Source organism: Streptomyces sp. PU-14G (assembly GCF_041028275.1).
In the GTDB taxonomy this organism is placed as follows: Bacteria; Actinomycetota; Actinomycetes; order Streptomycetales; family Streptomycetaceae; genus Streptomyces.
Window position 1 is genome coordinate 12,715 of record NZ_JASKYT010000028.1, and the last position, 22,521, is coordinate 35,235.

Annotated in this window: 21 protein-coding genes and 1 pseudogene; 9 read left to right on the plus strand and 13 right to left on the minus strand. The window is 70.3% G+C overall.

Going from position 1 to position 22,521, the window contains the following annotated elements; translation table 11 throughout:
• Positions 1-2 precede the first annotated feature (2 nt).
• Positions 3-1,397 (plus strand): Mucin-2, encoded by a 1,395-nt coding sequence (locus AB8Z75_RS05700; protein ID WP_369200257.1) that lies wholly within the window; start codon positions 3-5, stop codon positions 1,395-1,397.
• A 44-nt stretch (positions 1,398-1,441) separates the two neighbouring features.
• Here the strand turns inward: AB8Z75_RS05700 and AB8Z75_RS05705 are convergent, their stop codons facing one another.
• Positions 1,442-2,137, minus strand: coding sequence for a TetR/AcrR family transcriptional regulator (locus tag AB8Z75_RS05705; RefSeq protein WP_369200258.1), 696 nt, complete (start codon positions 2,135-2,137; stop codon positions 1,442-1,444).
• Positions 2,138-2,190: 53 nt separating this feature from the next.
• On the opposite strand from AB8Z75_RS05705, the gene AB8Z75_RS05710 reads away from it, so the two are divergent.
• Positions 2,191-3,309, plus strand: a complete 1,119-nt coding sequence (locus AB8Z75_RS05710; protein ID WP_369200259.1) for an FAD-dependent oxidoreductase — start codon at positions 2,191-2,193, stop codon at positions 3,307-3,309.
• Between the two features lie 78 nt (positions 3,310-3,387).
• Here AB8Z75_RS05710 and AB8Z75_RS05715 read toward each other — a convergent pair whose 3' ends face one another.
• A complete protein-coding gene (locus tag AB8Z75_RS05715) occupies positions 3,388-3,699 on the minus strand; it encodes a hypothetical protein (protein ID WP_369200260.1) in 312 nt (103 codons plus the stop codon).
• Between the two features lie 26 nt (positions 3,700-3,725).
• On the opposite strand from AB8Z75_RS05715, the gene AB8Z75_RS05720 reads away from it, so the two are divergent.
• Both AB8Z75_RS05720 and AB8Z75_RS05725 read left to right on the plus strand, forming a co-directional pair.
• Positions 3,726-4,310 (plus strand): DUF2975 domain-containing protein, encoded by a 585-nt coding sequence (locus AB8Z75_RS05720; protein WP_369200261.1) that lies wholly within the window; start codon positions 3,726-3,728, stop codon positions 4,308-4,310.
• Positions 4,310-4,558: a helix-turn-helix domain-containing protein gene (locus AB8Z75_RS05725; RefSeq protein ID WP_369200262.1), complete on the plus strand. Its 249-nt coding sequence runs from the start codon at positions 4,310-4,312 to the stop codon at positions 4,556-4,558. Before AB8Z75_RS05720 ends, AB8Z75_RS05725 begins: the two co-directional genes overlap by 1 nt.
• A 385-nt stretch (positions 4,559-4,943) precedes the next feature.
• Here the strand turns inward: AB8Z75_RS05725 and AB8Z75_RS05730 are convergent, their stop codons facing one another.
• Positions 4,944-5,348 (minus strand): hypothetical protein, encoded by a 405-nt coding sequence (locus tag AB8Z75_RS05730; RefSeq protein ID WP_369200263.1) that lies wholly within the window; start codon positions 5,346-5,348, stop codon positions 4,944-4,946.
• Positions 5,349-6,124: 776 nt separating this feature from the next.
• On the opposite strand from AB8Z75_RS05730, the gene AB8Z75_RS05735 reads away from it, so the two are divergent.
• Complete coding sequence (locus AB8Z75_RS05735) at positions 6,125-7,903, plus strand: sodium:solute symporter family protein (protein WP_369200264.1); 1,779 nt, start codon at positions 6,125-6,127, stop codon at positions 7,901-7,903.
• Between the two features lie 17 nt (positions 7,904-7,920).
• Positions 7,921-8,052 carry a putative transporter small subunit gene (locus AB8Z75_RS05740; RefSeq protein WP_369200265.1) on the plus strand — a complete coding sequence of 44 codons (132 nt, stop codon included), beginning with the start codon at positions 7,921-7,923 and terminating at the stop codon, positions 8,050-8,052.
• Positions 8,053-8,245: 193 nt separating this feature from the next.
• On the opposite strand, the gene AB8Z75_RS05745 is transcribed toward AB8Z75_RS05740, so the two are convergent.
• The 5 genes and pseudogenes from AB8Z75_RS05745 to AB8Z75_RS05765 all read right to left on the minus strand — a co-directional run bounded on the left by AB8Z75_RS05745 (position 8,246) and on the right by AB8Z75_RS05765 (position 12,434).
• A complete protein-coding gene (locus AB8Z75_RS05745) occupies positions 8,246-8,959 on the minus strand; it encodes a response regulator (RefSeq protein ID WP_369200266.1) in 714 nt (237 codons plus the stop codon).
• Complete coding sequence (locus AB8Z75_RS05750) at positions 8,956-10,194, minus strand: sensor histidine kinase (RefSeq protein WP_369200267.1); 1,239 nt, start codon at positions 10,192-10,194, stop codon at positions 8,956-8,958. The genes AB8Z75_RS05745 and AB8Z75_RS05750 overlap by 4 nt, the downstream gene beginning before the upstream one ends.
• A gap of 23 nt (positions 10,195-10,217) precedes the next feature.
• Positions 10,218-10,961 carry a hypothetical protein gene (locus AB8Z75_RS05755; RefSeq protein ID WP_369200268.1) on the minus strand — a complete coding sequence of 248 codons (744 nt, stop codon included), beginning with the start codon at positions 10,959-10,961 and terminating at the stop codon, positions 10,218-10,220.
• A 193-nt stretch (positions 10,962-11,154) separates the two neighbouring features.
• Positions 11,155-11,615: pseudogene (locus AB8Z75_RS05760) on the minus strand (pyridoxamine 5'-phosphate oxidase family protein).
• 309 nt (positions 11,616-11,924) lie between these two features.
• Positions 11,925-12,434 carry a MarR family winged helix-turn-helix transcriptional regulator gene (locus AB8Z75_RS05765; RefSeq protein ID WP_369200269.1) on the minus strand — a complete coding sequence of 170 codons (510 nt, stop codon included), beginning with the start codon at positions 12,432-12,434 and terminating at the stop codon, positions 11,925-11,927.
• A 91-nt stretch (positions 12,435-12,525) separates the two neighbouring features.
• On the opposite strand from AB8Z75_RS05765, the gene AB8Z75_RS05770 reads away from it, so the two are divergent.
• Positions 12,526-12,978 (plus strand): SgcJ/EcaC family oxidoreductase, encoded by a 453-nt coding sequence (locus tag AB8Z75_RS05770; protein WP_369200270.1) that lies wholly within the window; start codon positions 12,526-12,528, stop codon positions 12,976-12,978.
• Positions 12,979-13,471: 493 nt separating this feature from the next.
• Positions 13,472-13,957 (plus strand): GNAT family N-acetyltransferase, encoded by a 486-nt coding sequence (locus AB8Z75_RS05775; protein ID WP_369200278.1) that lies wholly within the window; start codon positions 13,472-13,474, stop codon positions 13,955-13,957.
• A gap of 749 nt (positions 13,958-14,706) precedes the next feature.
• Here AB8Z75_RS05775 and AB8Z75_RS05780 read toward each other — a convergent pair.
• Positions 14,707-15,450 carry a VOC family protein gene (locus AB8Z75_RS05780; protein ID WP_369200271.1) on the minus strand — a complete coding sequence of 248 codons (744 nt, stop codon included), beginning with the start codon at positions 15,448-15,450 and terminating at the stop codon, positions 14,707-14,709.
• A gap of 227 nt (positions 15,451-15,677) precedes the next feature.
• Positions 15,678-16,610 (minus strand): CPBP family glutamic-type intramembrane protease, encoded by a 933-nt coding sequence (locus tag AB8Z75_RS05785; RefSeq protein WP_369200272.1) that lies wholly within the window; start codon positions 16,608-16,610, stop codon positions 15,678-15,680.
• A gap of 273 nt (positions 16,611-16,883) precedes the next feature.
• Here AB8Z75_RS05785 and AB8Z75_RS05790 point away from each other — a divergent pair, with 273 nt between their 5' ends.
• Positions 16,884-18,107 (plus strand): Clp protease N-terminal domain-containing protein, encoded by a 1,224-nt coding sequence (locus tag AB8Z75_RS05790; protein ID WP_369200273.1) that lies wholly within the window; start codon positions 16,884-16,886, stop codon positions 18,105-18,107.
• A gap of 222 nt (positions 18,108-18,329) precedes the next feature.
• Here the strand turns inward: AB8Z75_RS05790 and AB8Z75_RS05795 are convergent, their stop codons facing one another.
• The 3 genes from AB8Z75_RS05795 to AB8Z75_RS05805 form a co-directional block, all read right to left on the minus strand.
• The gene (locus AB8Z75_RS05795; RefSeq protein ID WP_369200274.1) at positions 18,330-18,455 is read right to left on the minus strand and encodes a hypothetical protein; all 126 of its coding nucleotides are present in this window, start codon (positions 18,453-18,455) and stop codon (positions 18,330-18,332) included.
• Between the two features lie 119 nt (positions 18,456-18,574).
• A complete protein-coding gene (locus AB8Z75_RS05800) occupies positions 18,575-19,789 on the minus strand; it encodes a lantibiotic dehydratase C-terminal domain-containing protein (RefSeq protein WP_369200275.1) in 1,215 nt (404 codons plus the stop codon).
• Positions 19,786-22,521: lantibiotic dehydratase (locus AB8Z75_RS05805; RefSeq protein WP_369200276.1), on the minus strand; the 2,736-nt coding region annotated here is incomplete at its 5' end. The genes AB8Z75_RS05805 and AB8Z75_RS05800, both read right to left, overlap by 4 nt.

The following is a 22,521-nucleotide window of genomic DNA, read 5'->3' on the forward strand; positions in this document are numbered from 1 at the left end:
TCATGGTGGCGTTCCACGCATCCGCGCTGGACGGAGTCGCCCGCAATCCGGCGCTGCCCACACCGCTGCTACTGCGCCTGCTCGCCTTCGACGGGGGCGGCGGCCGTCCGCCCCGTGACGCCCTCCAGCGGGCCGGACTTCCTGAGTCGGCCGTCAGGGCGATCCTGGCCCACCCGAACCCGGGCGCCCGGATCGACTTCGCCATGAGCGCCAGGGCGGACCCTGCGCAGCGGGCCCGGCTCGCGGACGACCCTTCTCCCAACGTGCGGGCTGCTCTTGCGTACGGACCAGAGGTCTACGACCCGCGCACGAAGGTCGCGCCGCTCCCGAACGCCGTGTGTGTCCGCCTGCTCGACGACCCAGCTCCTTGTGTCCGGACGGCGTTGCTGGACTCGCCCCATTTGGCGCTGCCGTCCGTGGCGTCGATGGCTGCTCATCACAGTTCGGCAGCGCGCCGGGAAGCGGTGCGCGCATGGGAGATCCTGCCGCCGGGCGAGCGGTCGGCGCTGCTGGCCGACCCTGACCCCGAGGTGCGGCGGGCCGCCGCGCTGGGGGAGTGTCGACGGGACGCACACGTCACCGCCGAACTCCTCCGCGATCCGCAGTCTGCGGCCGAGGCGCTGCGCCGAGGGCTGCTCGTCCGCGCCGACGCCGAGCGGTGCGTCGCCGAGCGGACACACCTCGTGGCCCTGGCCGAGAACCCGTCGCTGCCCGCGGACATGGTGGAGCGGCTCGCGGTCGACCCCGATGAGGCCGTACGGCTCGCGGTCTCCCTCAGGCCCGAACTGGACGAGACGCGGCGCATGGCGATCGACTTCACGGTGGGGGACTTCGACCGGGGCGACGGCGTGCAGTGGGTACGGGACGGGCTCGCCGACCCCGAGGTGCTGCGCCGGGCCGCGGCCTCCGCCCACCCACTGCTCCGGCGCGCCGCCGCCCAGAGCGCCCACCTGCCGCCCGACCTGCTGCGCCTACTCGCACGCGCCGAAGACCCGGTGGTGGAGAACCTCCTGGGCGTGCACCACCCCGACACCCCGGAGGAGATCCTGATGCGCGTGTACGCGCGGCTCGGCGGGACATTCTCCTCCTGGATGGCGGAGACGCACCCTCGCTTTCCCCGTGAGTGCCTCGCCGCCCGCTACGCGGACCACCCGGACGGAAAATACCGTCGGCTGGCCGTCCGGGACCCGGCCGCCACGCCCGCGCTGATCGAACGGCTCAGCCGTGATCCCGCGGTCAGGACGCGCCAGGCGGCGGCCGGCGACCCGCGCCTCCCGCTCCACCGGCTCCGGGAGGCGCTTGACGTTCCTGAACTGGCCTCCAGCGCGGGTGCCAACCCGGCGCTTCCCGAGGACGAGATGGCCGCCGTCCTGGCCCGGGCCGGTGTTCCTGACTGACCGCTGAGCAGAGCGCCTCGCTCACACTCGGCGTGAGCCGAGCGTCATGCCGAGGGCCGGGCGAGTTGGGCGGCCACTGCGTCGAGGACCCAGTCCAGGCCGGTCGCGAAGGATGTTTCGGCGTCCACGTCCGTGCCGTCGTACACGGCTTTGGTCAGCGCCGGAAAGCGGCCCGTGGCCAACATCCTCGTCACGTGCGGACCGGAGTCGCGCTGCCAGTCGCGCTTGGACAGGCCCGTGGAGCGCTCGGCCCGCAGGTTCGCGATCTCGCGCCTGATGGCGCCAATGAAGTAGGCGCTGACAGTCTCCACGGCGCGCATGACGGTGTCGATGCCGGCGCGGCCGTCGAGGGCGGCCAGCGTGGTCTCGGTCACGGCAAGGCTGTTCGGGCCCAGAGCCGGGCGACCGCCGAGCAGATCGGCCAGCCATTCGTGGCGAAGAGCGGCCTGCCTGGTGCGGTGGGCGAGAACGCTCAGGGCCTCGCGCCAGTCACCGGGCTGCTCCTCGGGGAGGATCTCGGCGTGGACCTCGTCCAGCATGAGGTCGAACAACTCCTCCTTGGTGGAGAAGTATCTGTACAACCGCATCGGGCCGGCGTCGAGCCGGGCGGCGACCTTACGCAACGACACCGCCTCCAGCCCGCCCTCGTCGGCCAGCGCGACGGCGGCGGCGACGATCCGCTCCCGGTCGAGCGGCTCGGGGCGACGAGCCGGCGGCTCCGGACGGTCCCACACAGTCATGGTCACACCGTACTGTTGCGAGCCATCGCCACGGGAAAATACAGTGTATCGATATGAGGCACCGTATCGCCGTGGTCGGAAGCGGCCCCGCCGGCCTTACCTTCGCCCGCGTCCTGCACCGCCACGGTTACCCCGTCGCCGTCCTCGAACGTGACCCCGCCCCTGACGCCCGCCCTCCCGGCGGCACGCTGGACCTGCACGAAGGGCTGGGCCAACTCGCGCTGGACAAGGCCGGGCTGTTGGCGGACTTTCAGGCGCTGTCTCGTCCCGAGGGGCAGGCCATGCGCATCCTGGACACGGACGGGACGGTCCTGCGCGACTGGCGCCCCCGCCCTCACGACCGTGCCAACCCCGAGATCGACCGCGGGCAACTCCGTGACCTGCTGCTCGGCCCTCTCGATGTCCGGTGGGGCCGGGACGTGACGCAGGTGGTGCCGGGGACCCGGGAGGGCGCACTGGTCCGTTTCGCGGACGGGCGGCAGGAGGCGTTCGACCTCGTGGTCGGCGCGGACGGTGCCTGGTCCCGGACCCGCCCGGCAGTGTCGTCGGTGACGCCGCACTACACCGGTGTCACCCTGGTCGAGACGTCCTTGGACGATGTCGACGCCTGCCACCCTGGCCTCGCCCGGTTGATCGGCGACGGTTCCGTGGCTGTGCACGGCGTGAACCGAGCGCTCGTCGCCCAGCGCAACAGCGGCGGCCACGTGAAGGTGTACGCCCAGTTCCGCGCGCCGCTGGACTGGCACACGAGCCTGGACCTGGCCGACGTCGAGGCCGTGCGTGCACGTCTGCTGGGCCTGTTCGACGGCTGGGCCGCGCCCGTCCTCGAACTCCTCCGCCACGGCACCGCTTTCGTCCACCGCCCCCTGCACGTTCTGCCCGTCCGCCACACCTGGACCCGCGTCTTCGGGGTGACGCTGATGGGCGACGCCGCCCATCTGATGCCACCCTTGGGGGCGGGCGCGAACCTCGCGATGGTGGAAGGTGCCGAACTCGCCGAGTCGATCGCCACCGGCCCTGGAGATCTGGACGAGGCGGTCCGCACCTTCGAGGAACAGATGTGGATACGGGCCGGGAGGTGGGCCGAGATCACGGCGGCCGGGCTGGAACGCCTGGTGAGTCCGGAACCCGCCGAAGCCCTCGCCCTCTTCGACCAAGTTCATCCCTCCTGACCGCCCATCGCGTGAGAGCTCCTCACCGGGGGCCGGATCAAGCCTGGTGCGCGGCGGCGGCCTTGGGCAGCGCCGGCCTCAGGACCGCAGCCAGGAGAGAGGCGGGCGTCCTGCCACGGCATGACTGCGGCGGTACACCGCGCTCTGGTGGCTGACCAGCACGGACAGCGGGGACAGTTGGGTGAGGTTGAGGGCCACGACCGTCAACAGGGCCAGCCCGCCCGCGGTCACCTGACGGCCGCGTTCGCGGTCGGCCAGCCGGCCGGCCACCACCGTGGCGGCAGCCCCCACGATCCCGACCAGTCCGAAGGGGCCGGTGGCGGAGGGGTCACTGCTGGGCCAGCCGCCCCGAACTTGTCGAATATCGATATGATCCTCTACCGTGAACATATCGAAATTCGATAGTGAAGGGCCTCATGAACACCCGACTGACGAAGACCCTGGCCTCGGTGACCTTTGCGCTCGCAGTGCTCTGTGGGCTCGCTTTCCTCGGCACAGGCGTCACGCACATGCTCGACGACGGGGAGGTCTGCGTGGAGACGGACTTCTGGCACAACGCCTCACTCGCGAACCGACTGCCGGACGGCGCGGACGTGAAGGCGACCAGCAGTGTCACGCGCATGTGCCAGGGTGGCCCTTCTGTGGGGCAGCGGGCCGCCGACCTCGGGGGTGAACTGCCCTGGCTGCTGTTCGGAGCGGTCGCGCTCCTGCTCTTCTCCCGGATGCTCAAGGCCGTCTGGCTGCAAGGACCGTTCAACGAGGCGGTGGCGCAACGGCTCTTTGTTCTCGGGTGGTTCGTCACCGTGGGCACGCCGCTGGCCGGCCTCATCGTCGGGTGGTCGCATTCCTGGCTCGTCGGGAGCATGGCGCCGATCGTGGGTTCCGGGCCGACGGTCTCCGGGCCGATGGTGCTCGTCCTCGCTGGACTCGCCGCGGTCATCATGGGGAAGATCATGCGCGAGGGCGTGCGTATGCGAGAGGACATCGAAGGGACGATCTGATGGCCGAAGAGGAACCTCACGGCATCCGGATCCATCTCGACCGCCTTCTCGCCGCGCGCGGTATGACACTGACCGAGCTGTCCGCACAGGTGGGCATCACCGTCGTCAACCTGTCCGTATTGAAGAACGGGCGGGCCAAGGCCATCCGCTTCTCGACTCTGTCCAGGATCTGCGAGGTCCTGCAGTGTCAGCCGGGGGACCTGATCACCCACGACCCCGCCGAACCGGTCCGCGGCCGACCTCTCTGACAGGCGACCTGCTCAACAGGCTGTTGCTACGGCCGGTGCGAGCACCTCGGGAGCAGGCAGGGCAGAGGTGGGCGTGGCGACGCCGACTGAGTCGGCAAGCACGCGCAAGCTCCTGGCAGGACGGTTTGGGATGCGACAGCCCACCCGCCTACCAGGAGCCTTCTTACGTCCGCACACCGCCTCCAGCCACCGCCTGCCCACATCGCAAGGCAGGGAGGAAACGGCTCGCTACCTCGGGTGGCGGCTCGAACACCGACACCACCACCCGCCAGGCCTCACCCGGCTGTTCCGCAGCCGTCGGTGGGGTTGGACCTTCCACCGGTGGGGACGGATCTTCCGCCGGTGGGGCCGGACCTTCCGGCCCGGCCAGTCGGCCGAGCGCGACTCAGATGATGGGGCTGGTGTAGACCTTCGTGGACGCCTGGCTGCCGATGAAGGGCTGGTTGACGGCCCAGAGGTCGGCGTATTGGTATTCCGGCACGTCGAAGCTGCACTTCACCCAGCCGGCGGCAGCGCCGCGGTCGTTGAAGCACTCCCGGCCCCAACGCGCCGGAAGCCGCGACTTGAGCGTGCCTGCGACGGAGTCTCCGTTGGCCTTCGTGTCCTTGACGTAGACCGCGTCTCCGTTCGCGACGAAACACGCCTTCGCGCCGGACGTCGACACGCACGGGGCGCTCGACGGAGGTGCGCTACTGGGGGTGCCGGTCGTGGCCGCTGCCGCAGTCGCCGTCCCGGCGGTGATGAGTATCGCCGCGGGAACCGCGAGCAGCGCGCGCCCAAGTCTCTTCATGTGCTCTCCCGTTGTCAGAATTTGTCGTGCCGAGTTGGCTCGTGACATTGAACATCATGCGGTGGGCGAGATCACCGCCACCCCCGGTGCTCCCGGGAAGGGACAGACCCCCGCTGTCCAGATCGCCCTCGTAGGCCGCCAGTCGCCGGCTCGGGCGGAGTCCCACTCCACCCCACCCCACCCCTCAGCTCACCTCGGCTCGCGCGTCGACCGGGCCGACGGGGCGCGGAATGAGCGAAGCCCTACTCCCCGGCAGGTGCTGCCACGCGCAGCCCAACGGCCGCCTGAACCGCATGGCACACGGTCAACGCCGTACGTCAGGACCTCTTAAGTCAGGACACATGCTTCTTCGGAAGTTCTTGCCGAGTCATGGCGTATCGAGATCATCCACGGATCTCTACTGCGTAACGAAACCGGCGGGGATCGCAGACGTGATGCTGCAAACAAACCTCAGTCCAGACGGGAGCGGAAGCGTCATATATGAGGCAAACCCGCAGCGCCAAGACTGGCTCACCTCGCATAGCAGGCAAATTCGACGTCGCTCGACTCGGTGGCCGGCGCGGTCGTCGTGGGTGGAAGCCGTCTCCGGCCCTGTTACGGTCCCTAGCAGTTTGCGTGCTCAAAGTAGCCGCTCTTTTGCTGACGCCCGGTAGCAGCGACGCAGCTGCCGGGGCGGAGCTCTCCGCGCCGAAGGCGCAGGACGGTCCACGAGACGCCGGGCGCGACACCGGAGACCGCGGACCGAGCCGGGCTCCACGATTCGAAGGAGGTGACGTGTGGACGGAACGGAGACAGCTCAGTTCGGTGCCTTGGCCGTGGTGGGTCTGTTGGTCCTCTTCTACGGAGGAACCTTCCTGATCTCGACCCGCATCGGTAAGAAGGACGAGAACGCCGACGGCTACATGACCGGTGGCAACAACATCGGCTTCGGGATCTCTGCCGCCAGCATGACGGCGACATGGATCTGGGCCTCGTCGATGTACGCATCAGCGACCTCGGGCTACAGCTACGGCATCTCAGGGCCCATCCATTACGGGCTCTGGGGCGCACTGATGATCCTGTTCATCTATCCCTTCGGGAAGCGCATCCGCGCGGTGGCTCCGAGGGCCCACACGCTCGCCGAGGTCATGCTCGCCCGGCACGGCCGCTCCAGCCAGCTGATGCTCGCCGGCTCCAACATCGTCGGCAGCTTGATCAGCCTGATGTCCAATTTCATCGCCGGCGGTGTGCTGATCTCGCTGCTTTCGCCGTTCACCTTCACCCAGGGGGTGTTCGCCGTCGCTGCCGGCGTCCTCCTCTACACCCTGTGGTCCGGTTTCCGTGCCTCCGTGCTGACCGACTTCGTACAGGTCGTCGCGATGCTGGGCGCGGTCGCCGTGCTCGTCCCGTTCATCTTCTTCGCAGCGGACTTCCCCGCCGCGTTCGAGAGCGGCGCGCACAACCTCACCGCGCAGCAGGGCAACTTCTTCTCCAGCGAGGCGTTCATGCAACAGGGCGCCCCGTACATCGCTGCGGTACTGGCGTATGCCATCGGGAACCAGACCATCGCCCAGCGGCTGTTCGCGGTGAAGGAAAGCCTGATCAAGCCGACGTTCATCACTGCGACCGTCGGCTACGGCGCCATGGTGATCGGTGTCGGCATGCTCGGCGTGCTCGCCCTCTACCTGGGCTTCGAGCCCACCGGCGGCGATCTGAACAACCTGATCCCCGAAATGGCCGCCGAGTACCTGCCGCCCGTGCTGCTGGCGCTGTTCTTCATCATGATCATCGGAGCTCTGTCCTCCACAGCCGACTCCGACCTCGCGGCTCTCTCGTCGATTGTGATGACCGACGTCTACGGCCAGAACGTGACCGGAAAGGAGAAGGCCAACCCCAAGACGATGCTGCTGATCGGACGCCTCACCATGGTCGTGGCGACCGCAGCGGCGGTTGCCTTCGCCAGCCTCCAACTGAGCATCCTCGACCTGCTGGTGTTCGTCGGTGCGTTGTGGGGGGCCCTGGTCTTCCCGGTCCTGGCCAGCTTCTACTGGGAGAAGGTCACCAACAAGGCGTTCACCACCTCCGTGCTCGTCGCACTCGCGGTGTTCCTGCCGGTGCGCTTCGGCTGGATCCCGGTTGACGGCGTCTTCGGCGTCGTCGTGGACGTCCTGTCCATCGCCGGCATCGGTGTCGTACTCGGACTGATGGCATTCGGCTTCTTCGGTCCGAAACCCGCCAAAGTCGTCGGGGTGCTGGCGGTCGTGGTCTCCGCGCCGTTCGCCATCGGGTCCCTGCACGAATACGCCACGCTGTGCGGCTCTCTCGTCGCCTACTCGGTGTCCACCATTGTCTGCTGGGCCATGTCCGTGCGGAGAGACGAACACTTCGATTTCGCCGTCATCGCCGAGCGCACTGGAGACTTCGACGACGGGGCCGCGGCACCGGTCGCTGAACCGGCCGCAGCACCGGTCGCTGAACCGGCCGGTGCGGGCACAGCCCCTGACGACGGCGCCCCGCACCCGTCCGGTGACAGGGACACCGACGGCGGTCGTGAGCCCGCCGGAAGCACGAAGTGACAACGGAAGGAGACACCATGAGTACGCTCGCACTGAGCGTGTACGTCCTGATGTGGCCCGCCATCGTGGCTGTTGTGCTGGTCGTGATCAGCAGCGGGTTCTTCCGCGAGTGGGCGGAGGCCCGCCGCAACGGCCGACGCATGATCTGATCCTGTCGCGGCCTCGTGAGCGAGCATACGTTCAGCGCTGCGCAACCTGCGTGGCGCCGTATGCTGCTTCAGCTCGCGAACGGGTGGGGGCGAAAGGACACCCGCCCCCACCCTGCCCGGCATGGGTCCCGAGTCCTGTGCCGCCTGCTGCGCGGGCCCACCTGACCGTGCCTTGCCCGGGGCGGACGAAACGTCAAGGAAGGCCGCCATTCTTCGGCTGGACTGGGCGCTCAGGAATAGTGGTCGCCGACACAAGTCCTGACTCGTAGGCGCTGATCACCAGCTGCGCACGGTCGCGTGCCCGCAGCTTGCTCAGTAGCCGACCGATGTGTGTCTTCACGGTGCCGTGGCTGAGGTGGAGGTACTCGGCGATGCCGGTGTTGGACAAGCCGCGGGCCACGAGGAGCAGAACCTCACGCTCGCGCTCCGTGAGGCCCTCCAGCGAGGAGCCGGACACCGGGTGCGCCTGGGGGAGTCGGGCGAACTCGGCGATCAGGCGCCGGGTCACCGACGGGGCGAGGAGGGACTCTCCGGCGGCGACCGTGCGGATGCCCGTGAGCAGAACGTCGGGTGAGGTGTCCTTGAGGAGGAACCCCGCTGCTCCGGCTCGCAGTGCGCCGTACACGTACTCGTCGAGGTCGAAGGTGGTCAGGATGAGGATGCGTGTCTCCGCCGTCTCGGGAGAGCGGGCTATGTGCCGTGTCGCCTCGATCCCGTCCATGCCGGGCATCCGGATGTCCATGAGCACGACGTCCGGGCGCAGGCGCCGCGCACTCTCGACAGCCTCGGCGCCGGTACCGGCCTCACCGACAGCGGACAGCCCCGGGGCGGTGTCGACGAGTACCCGGAAACTGCCGCGGAGCAGCGACTGGTCGTCGGCGACGAGTACCCGGATCGGGTCGGTCACGCGGTCGTCTCCCTTCGGCTTGGCGGGGTGCCGTGCGGTGGTTCGGGCGGAAGGCGAGCCGACACGGCGAACCCGCCGCCGGGCCGCGGCCCGGCCTCCAGCGTGCCCCCGTACATCATCGCGCGTTCTCGCATTCCCAGGAGCCCGTGTCCGCCCCGCAGATCCGTCCGCCCGGACACCGCCGCGCTCCCTGCTCCGTCGTCCACCACCTCGATGTGCACTCCTCCACCGCAGTCCGCGGTGATGGCGACCTCGCACTGCGTTCCGTCGCCAGCGTGCTTGACCACGTTCGTCAGCGCTTCCTGCACGATCCGGTAGACGGTCAGGGCCCTCCCCGCTGGGAGGTCGGCCGCCAACCGCGTACGCAGACCGGTACGGATTCCGGACTCCTCGGCGCGCTGCACGAGACAGGGCAGGTCACCCAGGCCGGGAGCGGGCGCGGTCTTGGCGGGCCCGGCACCTTGAGGGTGTTCTTCGGCGGTGTCGCCGCGCAGCATCCCCAACGCGCGCCGCATCTCGGTGAGCGCCTCTCGGCCGGTTCGTTCGATGGCCTGAACGGCGTCGCGGGTCTCCTCGGGACGTTCCTCGGCCACATGGTTGGCGACCGCCGCCTTGACGACGATCGCACTCAGGCTGTGCGAAACGACGTCGTGCAACTCGCGGGCGATGCGCAGGCGTTCCTCGGTCAGCGCCTCTTCCGCCAGGCGTCGTTGCCGACGGACCGCTCGGGCCCGCTGCTCCCGCACGACCCGGCCCGCGGCCCACGTGGCGCCCAGTACCAGCCAGACGAGCACCGCGGTTCCGGCGGCTTCCGACCACGGGCCGGAAGGTGTCAGGACCGCCTCTCCGCTGACGACTGCGGTCGCAGAGACGACGAGAGCCACAGCCAGCGCACCGGTAGCCCGGCGGGGCGGCTCCAGAAGGGCCACCGTGTAGAGCGCCACGGCCGCGGAAACGTAGGGGTCCCGGGTGATGTCGAGGAATGTAGCCGCTGCCGTGGCGCCCAGCACCACCGTCAGGGCAGGCAGCGGCCACAGACGTCGAACCGCCAGCGGCGCTCCCACACATACGGCCACGAGCCAGCCCACCCATGTCGGGCTGGAGAACCGAGGCAGGCCGTCGGATGCACCCTGTCCGGCCAGCGCAACATACGCGGCTGCCACCACACCGGCCGTGCCGGCGTCGAGGATCCACAGATGCGGCCTGGTCCGCAGGCGCCACGGCACGATGTCCATCGCACGACGATACCGACGGGCGGTCATCCGGCCTGCCCGAGGAGGAACATCGCGGTACCCACGGCGGCCACCAGCACAAGCCTTCCCACGACTGCGGCCGGCCGCGGGGCCGGCCCGGTGCGCCACGCGGTGACGCCAAACGGAACAAGCGCTGCGCACAGCCCCGCAGCCGCTGCGACCGACAAGGCGGTCGTCCCCTTCAACACTCCCAACGGCATCGCCGATGCCAGAGCCAAGGCCGTCGCGCGCAGGGGACCGAGCACCCGCGAGCGGTAGGCGCCGACGGCCAGGAGGACCCAACCACCCATGACGGCGGCGTTCAGCGTGCTGAAGACATGGAAGGCGCCATAGGTCTCGCTCACCAACCGTGTCGCCGACTCCGCGCCCCGAGCGGTCACCAGTTGAGCACTCGCGTGGTCGACACCGGCATGGAACGTTCGGGCGAACAAGCCCAGAACCGCGAAGGCGCCACCCCACACAGCCAGCTCCCGGTAATGCGCACCGATGTCGGTGGCGAGGAGAACGACGCCCGGCCAGAGCAGCACCCATCCTGCGGACACCAGGCTGTAGGAGGCCGTCATGAGAACGGGATGATGCTCGAACGCGCTCAGTTGGGCGGGAAAGAAGAAGTCGAAGCGCACGCGCAGCAGCACACCCGCGAGCACCAGCAAGGGTCCGACGACGAGGGATGCGCCGCCCACCCAGCGTCCCGGAAAGCCGGAGTGCCGTGCGGCGTGTGACGGAGAAGTGACGGAAGTGATGGCCATGGCGCCACGATGCTGTCGCCGCACCCGCCACGTCGTCGGAGCAGGGGCCACACTTCCGCTTCAGACCGTGGTCGTACCGTGGGCTGAGCGGTCCGATCGTGCTCCGACCCCGGGACCTGGTCTGGCCCTGCGACCTGGCCCGACCACACGCCCCGGCGCCAGCTCTGTCGCCGGGGGAGTCGCGGGACAGCCGTTAGGCCAGCCATGTCCCGTCGCGCATGATGACTCTCCCGCGTAGTTCCGGCTCGCCGCGCCAAGCGCGCACAATCCTCGGGAGCACGCGTACATACACAAAGCCATCCTCTTCCACGCGTGGGTCCCACCCGAACTTGTGGGCGAACGACTCCGCCGCGCCGCCGGGCACCCCTGGCCCGGGAAGCACTCGGCCTCACCCTCGAGGAGCACCACGTCGAAGGTGTCCGGTAGCGACAGGCGTACGCGCGGCTCCTTGCGGATGTTCCGCGCGGTCACGGACCTTTCGCTGGTGGACATCCACACTGCTCGCCCGTCCCACAAGAACCACAGCGGCAGCTGATGCGGGCCGTGATCAGGGTGAGCCGTCGACACCCATACGGTCCGTTCGGCGACGAGCCGCTCCAGAGTGTTACGTACACGCTCCGCCGTCTGGCGACGGACGATCCCCGTGGTCTCCATGAGAGCCGACCCTAGCCAAGCAGGCGCGCAGTGCGCCTGAGCCGCAGGACCTACTTCCAGCGACCGATGCCCCCCTCAGCTGTTGGCTCACCGGCGACCGACTTCGGTAATCGGAGCGGCCAGCCAAACTCAGTCGCACGTGTCTCCGGTACGGATGGCTCGTGATCGGCATGGTGACTGCGTCACCAGGTGGACCAGCTGCGCCGGTGGGCAGTGTTCAGGACGGCTGCGACCTGAGGGCGCCCTCTGATCTGGACGAGGAACATACCGGATGCGGTCCGGCGGGGGTCAGCAGGCTCTCGAAACCACTCACTTCTGCGAGGGCGCCGCTTTGCGGGTATGGCCTCGTCGGCCGCCGGCGGTGTTCGCCCTGATCTCTTCGGTGGCCGCGCGAAAGGCGGGTGCGGCGCGGGCGAAGTAGTCGAAGAGGAGCGCGCGCTGTTCGGGAGTGTATTGGGCGAGGACTTCGGCCAGATGGCGTCGGGCTGGCCCGACGACGTCCTCGATGCGTCCCAGAGCGTCGGGTACGGATTCGACGATCACGCGCCTGCGGTCGTTCGGGTCGGCTGCCCGGCGTGCGAAGCCGGCCCTCTCAAGGCGGTCGATCAGGCGGGTGGTGGCGCCGGTGGTGAGTCCGGTGCGGGCAGCGAGCTCTCCTGAGGTGAGGGTGCCGTGGAAGGCGATGAGGCTGAGTGCGTACCACTCCGAAGTGTGGAGGCCTGCGGCTTCCGCGCTGGCCAAGCCCTGCAGGCCCACCGCGTCCAGGTACTGGCGGAAGACTACGTGCTCACTGTCCCCGCCGGCGGCGTTTGCGCTCACTCGATTCCCCTCGTACATTTACCTGCATGAGTGCAGATACTTGGCGTGTGCAGTATCTGTGTGATTCTAACGAGTGAGGGTGTGATCCGCCATGCACGGTCAGCAGCAGGGGGTCGCCGCGGTGAAGGCGGTGCTGGAAGGTCTGGTCGCCGCCTGGGGCCGCAACGACGCGGAGGCGTACGGCGCGCTGTTCACCGAGGACGCCAGCTACCTCAGCTACGTCGGCACCGTGTACCGGGGGCGGCGCGACATCGTGGCGAGCCATCGCGCGCTGTTCGCGAAGTTCCTCAAGGGCACGAAGCTCGCCGACGAGGTCCTCGACATCCGCTTCTACGGGCCGGATGTGGCAGTCGTCAACGGCCGGGGCGACACCTACAAAGGGAAGCGACCGCACAAGCTCAGCAAGGTACAGACGTACACGCTGGTCCGGGAGACCGACGGCCGGTGGCGCGTCGCCGCCTTCCAGAACACGCAGCGCAAGCCGGTCATGGAGAAGATGTCGTTCCTCTTCTCTCCCGAGACCGTTCCCCAGGCGCACAAGTGAGCCCGCACGCCGGGCCGGGAACGCGGTGGGCTGAAGCGAGCCGGGGCTGAGCACCGGCGCCAGTGCCGATATCGGCCGCGCGCTGCGCCCGCCGGCCGGCCAAGGCAGGCTACTGGGCCGCGCCCCCACCTCAGCACTCCGGGAGGCGAAGACCGCTTTCGTCACTGGCCTGCGCACCGCCGCCGCGGTGACCGGTCTGTTGCACGCCGCGCTCGTGACCCTCGTCCTGCGCCGGATCCCCAAGCCGGTCTCCGGGCCGAGCGGGTCCGGCCCCGGCATTCCCGGCGAGCCAGCGCCGTGACCGGGAACGTGCACCGGGGTGGGCTTGCGGTGAGGGGTGATGCCGCGGGCCGCCTGCCGGACCGTGCCGAAACCGTTGGACACCCTTCGGTTGGTCAGCGAGCATCCGCAGGTGACACATGATGCCGATCACCACAGACCGCTCAAGCGGAGCCCGAAACGCGTCCGTTTCGTCGAGCTGTCCGGCGGGGTGATGTCCGCTCTGCTCGATGGAGACCTGTCCGCAGCCAGCAAGATGGCCGGGGTTGCGCTGACCGAGTACTTCGTGACCGACCACGCACGGTGGCTGTGGCAGTTCCGGCTCGACCAGATGGCTGCCGATCCCGACCAGGCGCGGTGGATGGCCCGGCAAGCGGTCGTCGGCGACAAGGGCCTCGTCGTCGGACATGCCGGGTTCCACGGACCGCCCGACGAGGTCGGCATGGTCGAGATCGGCTACTCCGTCCGTCCCGGCTTCCGTCGCCAGGGATATGCCCGGTCCACGCTGATCGAGTTGCTGCGCCGGGCAGCGGAAGAAACCGCGGTCACGACCGTGCGGGCGTCGATCAGCCCCGACAACGTGGCCTCCCTGGCCACGATCTCGGGCTTCGGCTTCGTCGAAGTCGGAGAGCAGTGGGATGAGGATGACGGTCTCGAACTCGTCTTTGAGGTCCCTGCCCGCCGGATTCCATCGGCTTGATGGGCTGGTTCGCGGCAGAACGCTGAGCTGTGACCCTGGCGTCCGGCACGGTGGTCAGGCCGCGGCAGCCAGTGCGCGTCCGCCCCAGCGGATGCCTTTCTCGCTGCGGATGCGGATGCGGATGCGCTGCGGATGCGGGCGCGTTCGCGGCGTTGAGCGGCCAAGGCGCCGGCGTGGCGGGCATTGACGTCGCGCCACCGCAGGCAGTGGCGCAGGGCTCGGGTCTGCACGGGGGACCGCGCAGGTATCTCTCCAGCTCGCCGAAGCGGTACCGGAGGCCGCTCGTGCTCCTTCGGCCCTGCATGCGGACTGATCCAGAGCGAGCGTCCCGCCTGGCAGTCGCCGTACGGTCCGCCGCCGCCCCGGGCACACCGCCCCGGGCACACCGCCCCGGGCACACCGCCCCGGGCACACCGGGGCCGGTGGAGGCCCGCGCCCGTCATGGTCCGCTTCCGGCATCGCGACTGCGCCTTCGCTTCCAAGCGCTGAGTCGCCCGGCGACCAGGTGTTGGTCCGGACGCCCGTACGAAGAGGTGCCGTGCCCGCAGGGCCGTCGGAACAGGCGGGCACGGCGGCGAGAGCCGGTCAGCAGCAGAGCCAATGCGTCCCACGAGCGGGACGAGGGCGAGGACGAGGAGGCGGACCCGTGGAAGAGCCGGTTGCGTCGGCCAGGAGCGCTCCGGTCGGTGGGTCTGGGGTGCGAGCCGTCGCCCGCTGCACCCGCGTCGGGGTATTGCCGACGGTCCGTATCACGCCGGCGCGAGGACGTCGAACTCGTTGCCTTCCGGGTCGACGAGGCACGTCCACGGCACGTCGTCGCCTTGGCCGAGGTCGATGTCGGCAGCGCCGAGAGCCCGTACCCGGGCCACTTCCACCGCTCGGTCGCCGCCCGGGTAGGGCCGGAGGTCGAGGTGGACCCGGTTCTTCACCGTCTTGGCGTCGGGTGTGCGGACGAGCCTGAGGTACGGGCCGACGCCCTTGCCTGAGCGCAGCACGGCATGGTCGTCGGTCACCTCGTGCAGGGTCCAGTCCATCGCCTCGTCCCAGAACCGGGCCATGGCCCGTGGGTCCGTGCAGTCGGCCACGACCGCGGCGATCGGTCCGGTGTCTCGGTAGATCTCCCGAGGCTCCGCCACGCAGAACTCGTTGCCCTCCGGGTCGGCGAGAACCGTCCACGGAACGTCGCCCTGACCCACGTCGGCGGGCGTCGCACCGAGATCCTCGAGGCGCGCGACCAGCTCCGCATGGTGGGCCGAAGAAGTCGTGGCGAGGTCGATGTGCACACGGTTCTTGACCGTCTTGGGCTCCGGGACGGTGATGACGTCGATGTAGACGGCGGCGGGATCGGGGTAGACGAGCCCTTCGGGTTCGAGGTTGGTCACCACTCCGGGAACCTCGACGGACGAGCCCCAGCCCAGTGCCTCCGCCCAGAACCGGCCGAGCGCGGAGTCATCCTGAGCGTTCATCGCGATCTGAACAAGGCGCATCGTCATGCCCGCGATCCTATGCACCCCGCCCCGCGGGTGGCATCCGCATTTACCGGTGCCGGCCAAGAGGACAACGCGCTCGCCTCTCACCGTGCGAGGCTCGCCAGTGACGGGCTCAGTCGCAGCACCCGCCGAGACCGTGGCCACCGGTGCCACGCGGACCTCGTGCGGTCAGTCGCAGAACCGCGGCTCAGCGGCTGCATCACCTGCACACTTCGGAAAGACATGTGCCCTTACAGCGTGCGGGCCACAGCGGGCCGGGAGGTGTTCCCTGCCGTGTGGAAGGAAGGGTCGAGCCGGCCGGTCAGGGCCAGGAAGGCGACGAACGCGCCCGCGGCGATCCAGCCGGGCCATCCAGCCATACCCATGTGCAGGGGGTCCAGCGCTGCTTTCGGAGCTGCGAACTCCTTGACCATGTCGACACTCACCGAACTGACGAACGCATGGCCGATGACGGCGGGTACGACCGAGCCGGAGCGCAGGCGCAGCCACGTGAAGACCGGCAGGATGAGGAGGCAACTCACCAGCATGGCAGGCACCGACACATACCAGGGACGACCCGGGTACTGGCCACCCATCAGCAGCGTGGGCAGGTGCCACAGGGCGAAAGCCGTGCCGGTGACCCCGTACGCCCGTATCAGGCTCCGGCGGCTGCCGTCTCCCGCGAGGCGCGGGAACAGGTACCCCTGCCAGCCCAGTTCCTCGCCGAAGAACAACGGAAGCGACACCAGCATGTTCAGCACGGCTCCGGCCGCCCACACGCCGAGCCCGTTCCCGTGCACGCCACCGAACGGATAGCGGCCGGCGAGGGCGCCGACGGTGAGAGCGGCCGTGGTGAGGCCTGCGGGGACGGCGAAGGCCACCAGGCACGCCCGCACGGCGCGCCCCCAAGGCTTCGGCCACCGGAGGGCGAGGGTGTCCCGCACCCGTCCGCTGCGCTCGATGAAGCGGACGACGAGTATCGCGGCGAGGGCAGGGGCCAGCATCGCAGCCGCGATACACACCTGCTCCAGCGCACCGGTCTCCTCGCGTGCGTCGCCACGCCGGTAAGAAGTGGCCAGGAGAGGTGACATGGCCGCCCACATGCCGGCGTAGGCGACGCCGAGGTAGACGAGCAGTCCGCGTCGCCGGACAACGAGTGGTAAGGGCCCGGTTGAGAGCGTCATGCCGCGGAGGCTACGGGCCGGCGCCTCGGCAGAGAATCTGGCTAGCGCACCCGTCGAAGGTGAACCTAGCCCCCTTGTCTGCGTAGCTCACACACCATGGTCAGTCGCGGAACGTCCTTCATGAGTGCTCCGTGGGCGCGCGAGGCTGTCGTCCGTCCGGACGGGAACCTCCGGCCGATCGGACCGCGGGCATGGCCGGTCGGCCGACGCGGAGCCGGTGCAACACGGGTTAGCGTGCTGCTCAGTGAGCAACAGCACGGAGAGGAAGGCTCGATGGATCAGCGAACGCCCGACCGCGAAGCCGGCATGACCACCGAGTTCGAGAGGGACGTCGTCAAGCTGCTGCTGGAGGCGATGCGCGCGGTGGACAAGCAGGAACGGGAGGACGTCGGCACGGAAAGCGTGCTCTATGCGCTCGTGTCGGGTGATTCGGCCGCGGGTTCCGCCCTTGCACCCGGAATGAGGGCCTCCGGCTCGCTCGGCGGTTCGATCGGGTGCCGCGGGACATCCGTGTGGATCAGTAGGGACGCGGATGACGGCACGGCCGGAAACCCGCAGGACGAGCAGGAAATCGACGCCTTCTGGCGGGAGGTCCGGCTGGAAGAGGCCAAGAGGCTGCTCTGGAGGAACCGGAAGAAGACGGACGAGGAGAAGGAGAGCCTTGAAATCCCGCCGATGACCGGCGCGTTGCGGAACTGTCTGCGCAAGGCGCTGGAGTCCGCTCGGGAAGAGGGCACCGTTGCCGTACGTGTCCGCCATGTGGCGCGCGCACTGCTCGAGCTGCCCGATACGCGTGCCCGCGAGGCCATGGTGCTGGAGAAGGTGGATGTCACGGCTGCCATGACCGCGCTCGACGCGTTGCGGACAAGCGACGAAGCGCCGGAGTCCGGAACGGTGATGGTGCTGCGTAAGGCGGGAACGTTCGGGAAGAGCGGCAATCCGCTGACCCGGAAGTTCACCGCCTGGATATTCGGGGGCGGCGCCGGGTTCGGCTCCGCGGTCGTGGCTGCGGTGCGTCAGGAGACCCAACGGGGAGCGGTACGGCGCGGGGCGTCGCAGATGGACCCCGTCGATATGCTGCTGGGCATCCTGGCCCTGGACCGGTCGTTGACCGTCGCTGGGCGTGAGCTGCCCGAGGAGCTGGCGGGAGCGAACCAGGGGGCGCGACTTCTGCGCCGATTCGGCGCACAGCAGGACGCTGTCGCCCGATCGCTGCTCCCCACCACCGGGGTTGCGGAGGGGGAGCCCACGGAGGTGCGCGGGCCCGCCGACTTCGAACGGCGGCTCCTGCACGTCACACAGTTCATCGCCTCCGCCCAGGGGTCGCCCACGGTCGGCACAACCCACCTGCTGGCGGCGCTGCTGGACGAGACGGGGACCAACGCTCAGTCCGCGGCTCAGATCGAACGTGTGCTGACCGAGAGCGGGGCGGACGTCGCCGGGCTGCGGGCACACCCCGAGCTCCGGGTCCCCAGCGGAGCGGCACAGGCATCCTGAGGTCGGCGGTCGGCCCACGCACCGGCCGTCGCGGTCGGTCCACGCACCTCACCGGCGCCATCGAGAACACCGCATGCGCGGGAAGCGCGTGTTTGCCAGTACGACAGTGCTCCCTGTTCGCGGGCCTGTCGTGCGCGCTCAGAGGGGCGCCGCGGCGTTGGTGCGCCCGAGGCGGGCGGGTGAAACGCCGCGGCGACCGTCCTGTCTGTCTGTCGGGGGTGGTCAGATGATGGTGTCGTGGCAGTGTGAGCCTGTGGTGGTGCAGCTTGCGATCACCTGCGGCGGCTCCTCGATCTCCTCGATCTCGAAGACCTCGGCTTCCAGCGTCTCCAGCTCGTCAGCGAGCATGTGCCCCAACTCCCTCGTCAGCCACGGTAGTTACTCGGTCGCCCGCCATTGTGGAGACGTGTTCTCGTCAGGGTCAAGGGCCGTTGCCAGGTCGTCGAAAACCTCCTTCCAGGCGCCCGTCACCCGCGCTCGGCCAGGGCGCGGCGCAGCACGAAGGCCAGGTAGTCCTCGCTGCTCGCGGTCACCCCGAGCCGGTTGCACAGCATGTGGGTGAAGAGGGCCAGCAGCACGTTCCGCGCTGTGTCGGGGTCCACCGGGCGCGTCGTCCCGCAGGTCGTGTCGGAGACCAGCTCGCCGCGCCGGGTGGCCTCGTCGATGCGTGTGCGCAGAGCGTCGCCGTGTTCGGCCCAGCGGTGCACATACCCGGTGAGGCGGTCGGACTGCCCGTCGAGTATGCCCGCGCACAGAGCCGTCACCTTGTCGCCCAGCGGGCCCGCCATGCGCTGGTAGGCGGCGTCGTAGCTGCTGTAGCGCTCGTGGAACAGCGTCTGCCAGGCGGCCATGCGGTCATCGAGGAAGGCGACCGCACGGTGTGTGTCCCGGAGCACCGACAGGGCGAGGGCCGCGATCAGTTGTGCGGCGGTGCCCAACCGCGCGCTGCCGCTGCGGGTGGCGGTGGAGGCCAACAGGCTGAGGACGAGGTCGCTGGAGTACTGCGCGTGCCATTCGGCCAGCGCGACGCCTGCGGGGCCGCGGTAGCGTGCCACTTCGGGTTCGTAGGCGAGGTAGGCGAGTGTGTTGTCGGGACGGCGCGGCATGCGCGTGGTGTCCGGCCCGTAGCGCGCGTTCCACTGGGCCTCGGAGAATTCGAGGTGGAAGCGTCGACGGTAGAGCGCATCGCTCAGTTCGGTGCGGGGGTCGTGGACCGCGGGGTGGCGGCGCAGGTAGGCGCCGACTTCTTCTTCGACGACGCGGGTGAGGGCGGGCACGGCCGAGAGGCCGGCGGGCTGGATCCGCAGCCGCAGGTGGGCACCCTCCAGCCAGTGCCGCAGGAAGTAGCAGCCCTGGGCGAGGCCTTCGCGGCGCAGCCGCGTGAAGAGGGGCCGGACGCAGTCCGACAGCAGCGGGTCGCGGTCGGCGGAGTAGTAGACGTGCGCGGACAGCCACTGTCCTGGGCGCAGTTCGGCGGGTGGCCGGTCGTCGGCGTTGAGCGGGGTGAGGCGTCCGTGCTGCCTGGCGGGAGCCTCCTGGCCGGTCCCACCGCTCCCGTCGGTTCCGCCTGTGCCGCTGGTCTGGCCGGTCCCGCCGGTCCGGCTGGCCTGGTCGGCCTGGCAGGTCCAGCCGGTCCGGCCGGTTGCGTGGTCGGGGGTGGGCGCCGTGGCGTCCTCGGTCATCGGGACAGATCCTTCCCGGGTACGGGTGCGGGTGCGGGTGCGGGGACCGTGGGGTGCGGGCCGGTCGGCGCGGCGTCCAGTTCGGCGCACACTTCCGAGACGTGGCGGTGGCCGCCCAGGTCCAGGGCCGCCTCACCGACATCGGGGAGCAGCTCGGTGAAGACCGCCTGGGTGGAGCCGCGCAACCGGTGGTCGAGCAGGGCGAGGGAGAGCGGGCTGTCGGCGTCCACCGGTTGCGGCTTGGTGTCGGTGTCCGTACGGGCCATCACCCGCGTCGGCAGCCCGGCCGCCTGCCACCAGCGCCGCCGGGCCAAGAGGCCGTGCGCGGTGTCCACCGGGGGCTGCGCGTGCGGCAGTCCGGCCCCCGCGAAGTGCCAGGAGCGGCGCGCCAGCACCAGCGGTCCGCAGCGCACGCGTGGACGCTGTGCGGGCAGCGTGTCGCTGTCCAGACACTTCCACACGTCGGTTGCCATCGGCATGGACGCCGGGGAGAGCGTCAGCAGCGTGCGCTGGATGCAGGGCAGTGCCATGGGCACCAGACCGCCCAGCCACAGCGGCACCACCCGCTTGCCCAGTCGCACCGAGCGCAGCTGCAGTTCCCCGCTCTCCTCGTCGTCGACCAGGGGCAGGTCCGTGACGGGGAGGAGCGCCGACACCGGCCCGTGCCCGGTGTCGGCCGGGCCGACCAGGCGGTACGGCGCCACGGCGGGGCGCAGAGTGACGTTCGAGGTGTCGTAGCCACCGCTGAGCTCCGCGAAGACGGCGCCGGGCGGCAACAGCTCCTCGTGCCGTGCGCGTAGCGCGTCGACCACGGCGTGCGCGGCCTGCGGCCGGGGTGTGAAGGAGTGGGCGAAGCGGGCGAGTGGCTGTCCGAGGCCGGTATGTACCCAGTTGAGCACCGCGCGCGGTGCTCGGGCGTGCTGGGCGGGCCGGATCCACTGGAGGTAGCAGGCGTAACTCCGCGGCAGGGCGCCGCTGCCGGGCGGCAGCAGCGCCGCCGCCCGCTCCAGCGCCTCGTCGGGCAGGACCAGTTCCGGCGACTCGGGGAGCTGTGTGCCGAGAGCCGTACGCAGGGCGCGGGCGAACTCCTCGTGGGCCGCGCTCAGCGCCGCGATCCCCGGGTCCGCGAGCGGGTTGGCGCGCGGCCGGTACCTCCCGTCCGCCGCGAGCGCGCCCAGCGGCGTGCGGAGGTCGGACAGCAGGTGGCCGCATGTCCGGTAGAGGTCGTGTGCGAAGCCCGGCACGTCCTGGCAGGTGCCGCCCGGGCCGTGGCGGGACCGGAAGTGCGCGCGGGCCACCAGCCGGTCGCCGAGCAGCAGATCGAACGCGGGAAGCAGCCGGGCGAACCGCCGCAGCGCGGGGAGCGGCCCGTCTTCCCACGCGGCGCGCCCGGCTGCCCCGTACCCGGGGAGCACGGCGTCCTCGTAGACGGCCGTGCGGGGCACGACGGGCTCCGCACGGCCGAGTCTGCGCTGTGCGCCTGCGGTCGCGGCACGGAGCGCGGCCGTGCGCCGGGACCGCTCCTCGGGCGGTGTCAGGGGGTAGGCGTGGGTGAGGGTGCCGAGACGGTCGAGGTCGTCGGCGAGCAGGGCCGGCGCACCGGCCGGTCCGCCCAGGTCGCGCAGTCGGGAGGCCAGTTCCGCCACCGGGTCGGGGTGGTGGACGTCGAGCGAGAGGGCGGGGGTGACCAGCAATCCGCACTCCACCAGCCTGTCCAGGTAGCGGGAGAGCTGGTCGCGGGGCCTGCGGTCGGGGTCGGCCCCGTGCAGGGCATGGGCGAGCTGGGGGAGGGTGAGCCCGTCGCCCGGAGCGGCGTCGAGGAGCTCCAGCGCCTCGACGAGTACGGGGCCCGCCGGGAGCCGGAACGGCTCCTCGCGCAGCACACCCGGCGCGGCCAGGGCGATGCCGGTGTCGACTTCGCGGTAGCGGCGGCGTGTGTAGTGGAGCCGTCCGTCGATCCGGCGCCGCCCGCCCACCGCGCGGAAGGGCAGCGCGGCACGAGTGGCCGGGTCGCCGAGTGCCGCTTGTGTGATCTCGTGGACGGCGGTGAGGTTGGGCCGCGCCCGTAGCACGGGCCGCACGTCCTGCGCTCCCGATGTCAGGCAGAGCCGCAGGGCTTCCCGCGATGCGCCGAAGCGGCCGTGGGCGAGGGAGGTGAAGGTGCTGAAGGGGCTGGTCTTGAGCGCGGCCCGGTAGACGTAGGAGACGAGGGCGCGCTCCGCCTTCCGGCGGCGCTTGTCCTGGGGGGCTGTGGCCGCGTCGCACGCCAGGTATCCGGGCAGGGCGGCGTCGAGGGAGGGGGAGGCCGCCTGGAGGCCGGCGCGGAGGACGGGACCGCGGGCGAGGGCGCGCAGCCAGGTGCGGGCTGCGGCGAGTTCGGTGGCCAGGGTCCGTTCGGCCGCGGCGAGCGCGTCGTCGTAGCGGCGGCGTACGGAGAGCCAGCGGGTGACGGGCGGCGGTACCGGCCCGGCGGCCCGCTGCGCCGAGGGCGCGGGGGCGCGGGCGTTGTGGATGTCGCGGCGCAGCGCGAGCAGGCCGCGCCGGACGGCCGCCTGGCTGGTCCGGGCGACAGCCTCGGCAAGAGCGTCCTCCGCCTCGGGCGCCAGCGCCGCCGCCTCGGCCTCCAGCGCGAGTGCGCGCCGCACCCATGCCGCGGTGTCTCGTGCGCGCAGCGGGTCGAGGGCCGAGAGGGGCAGCCCGGCGACACGGAGGACGAAGTCGGGGGCGAGGAC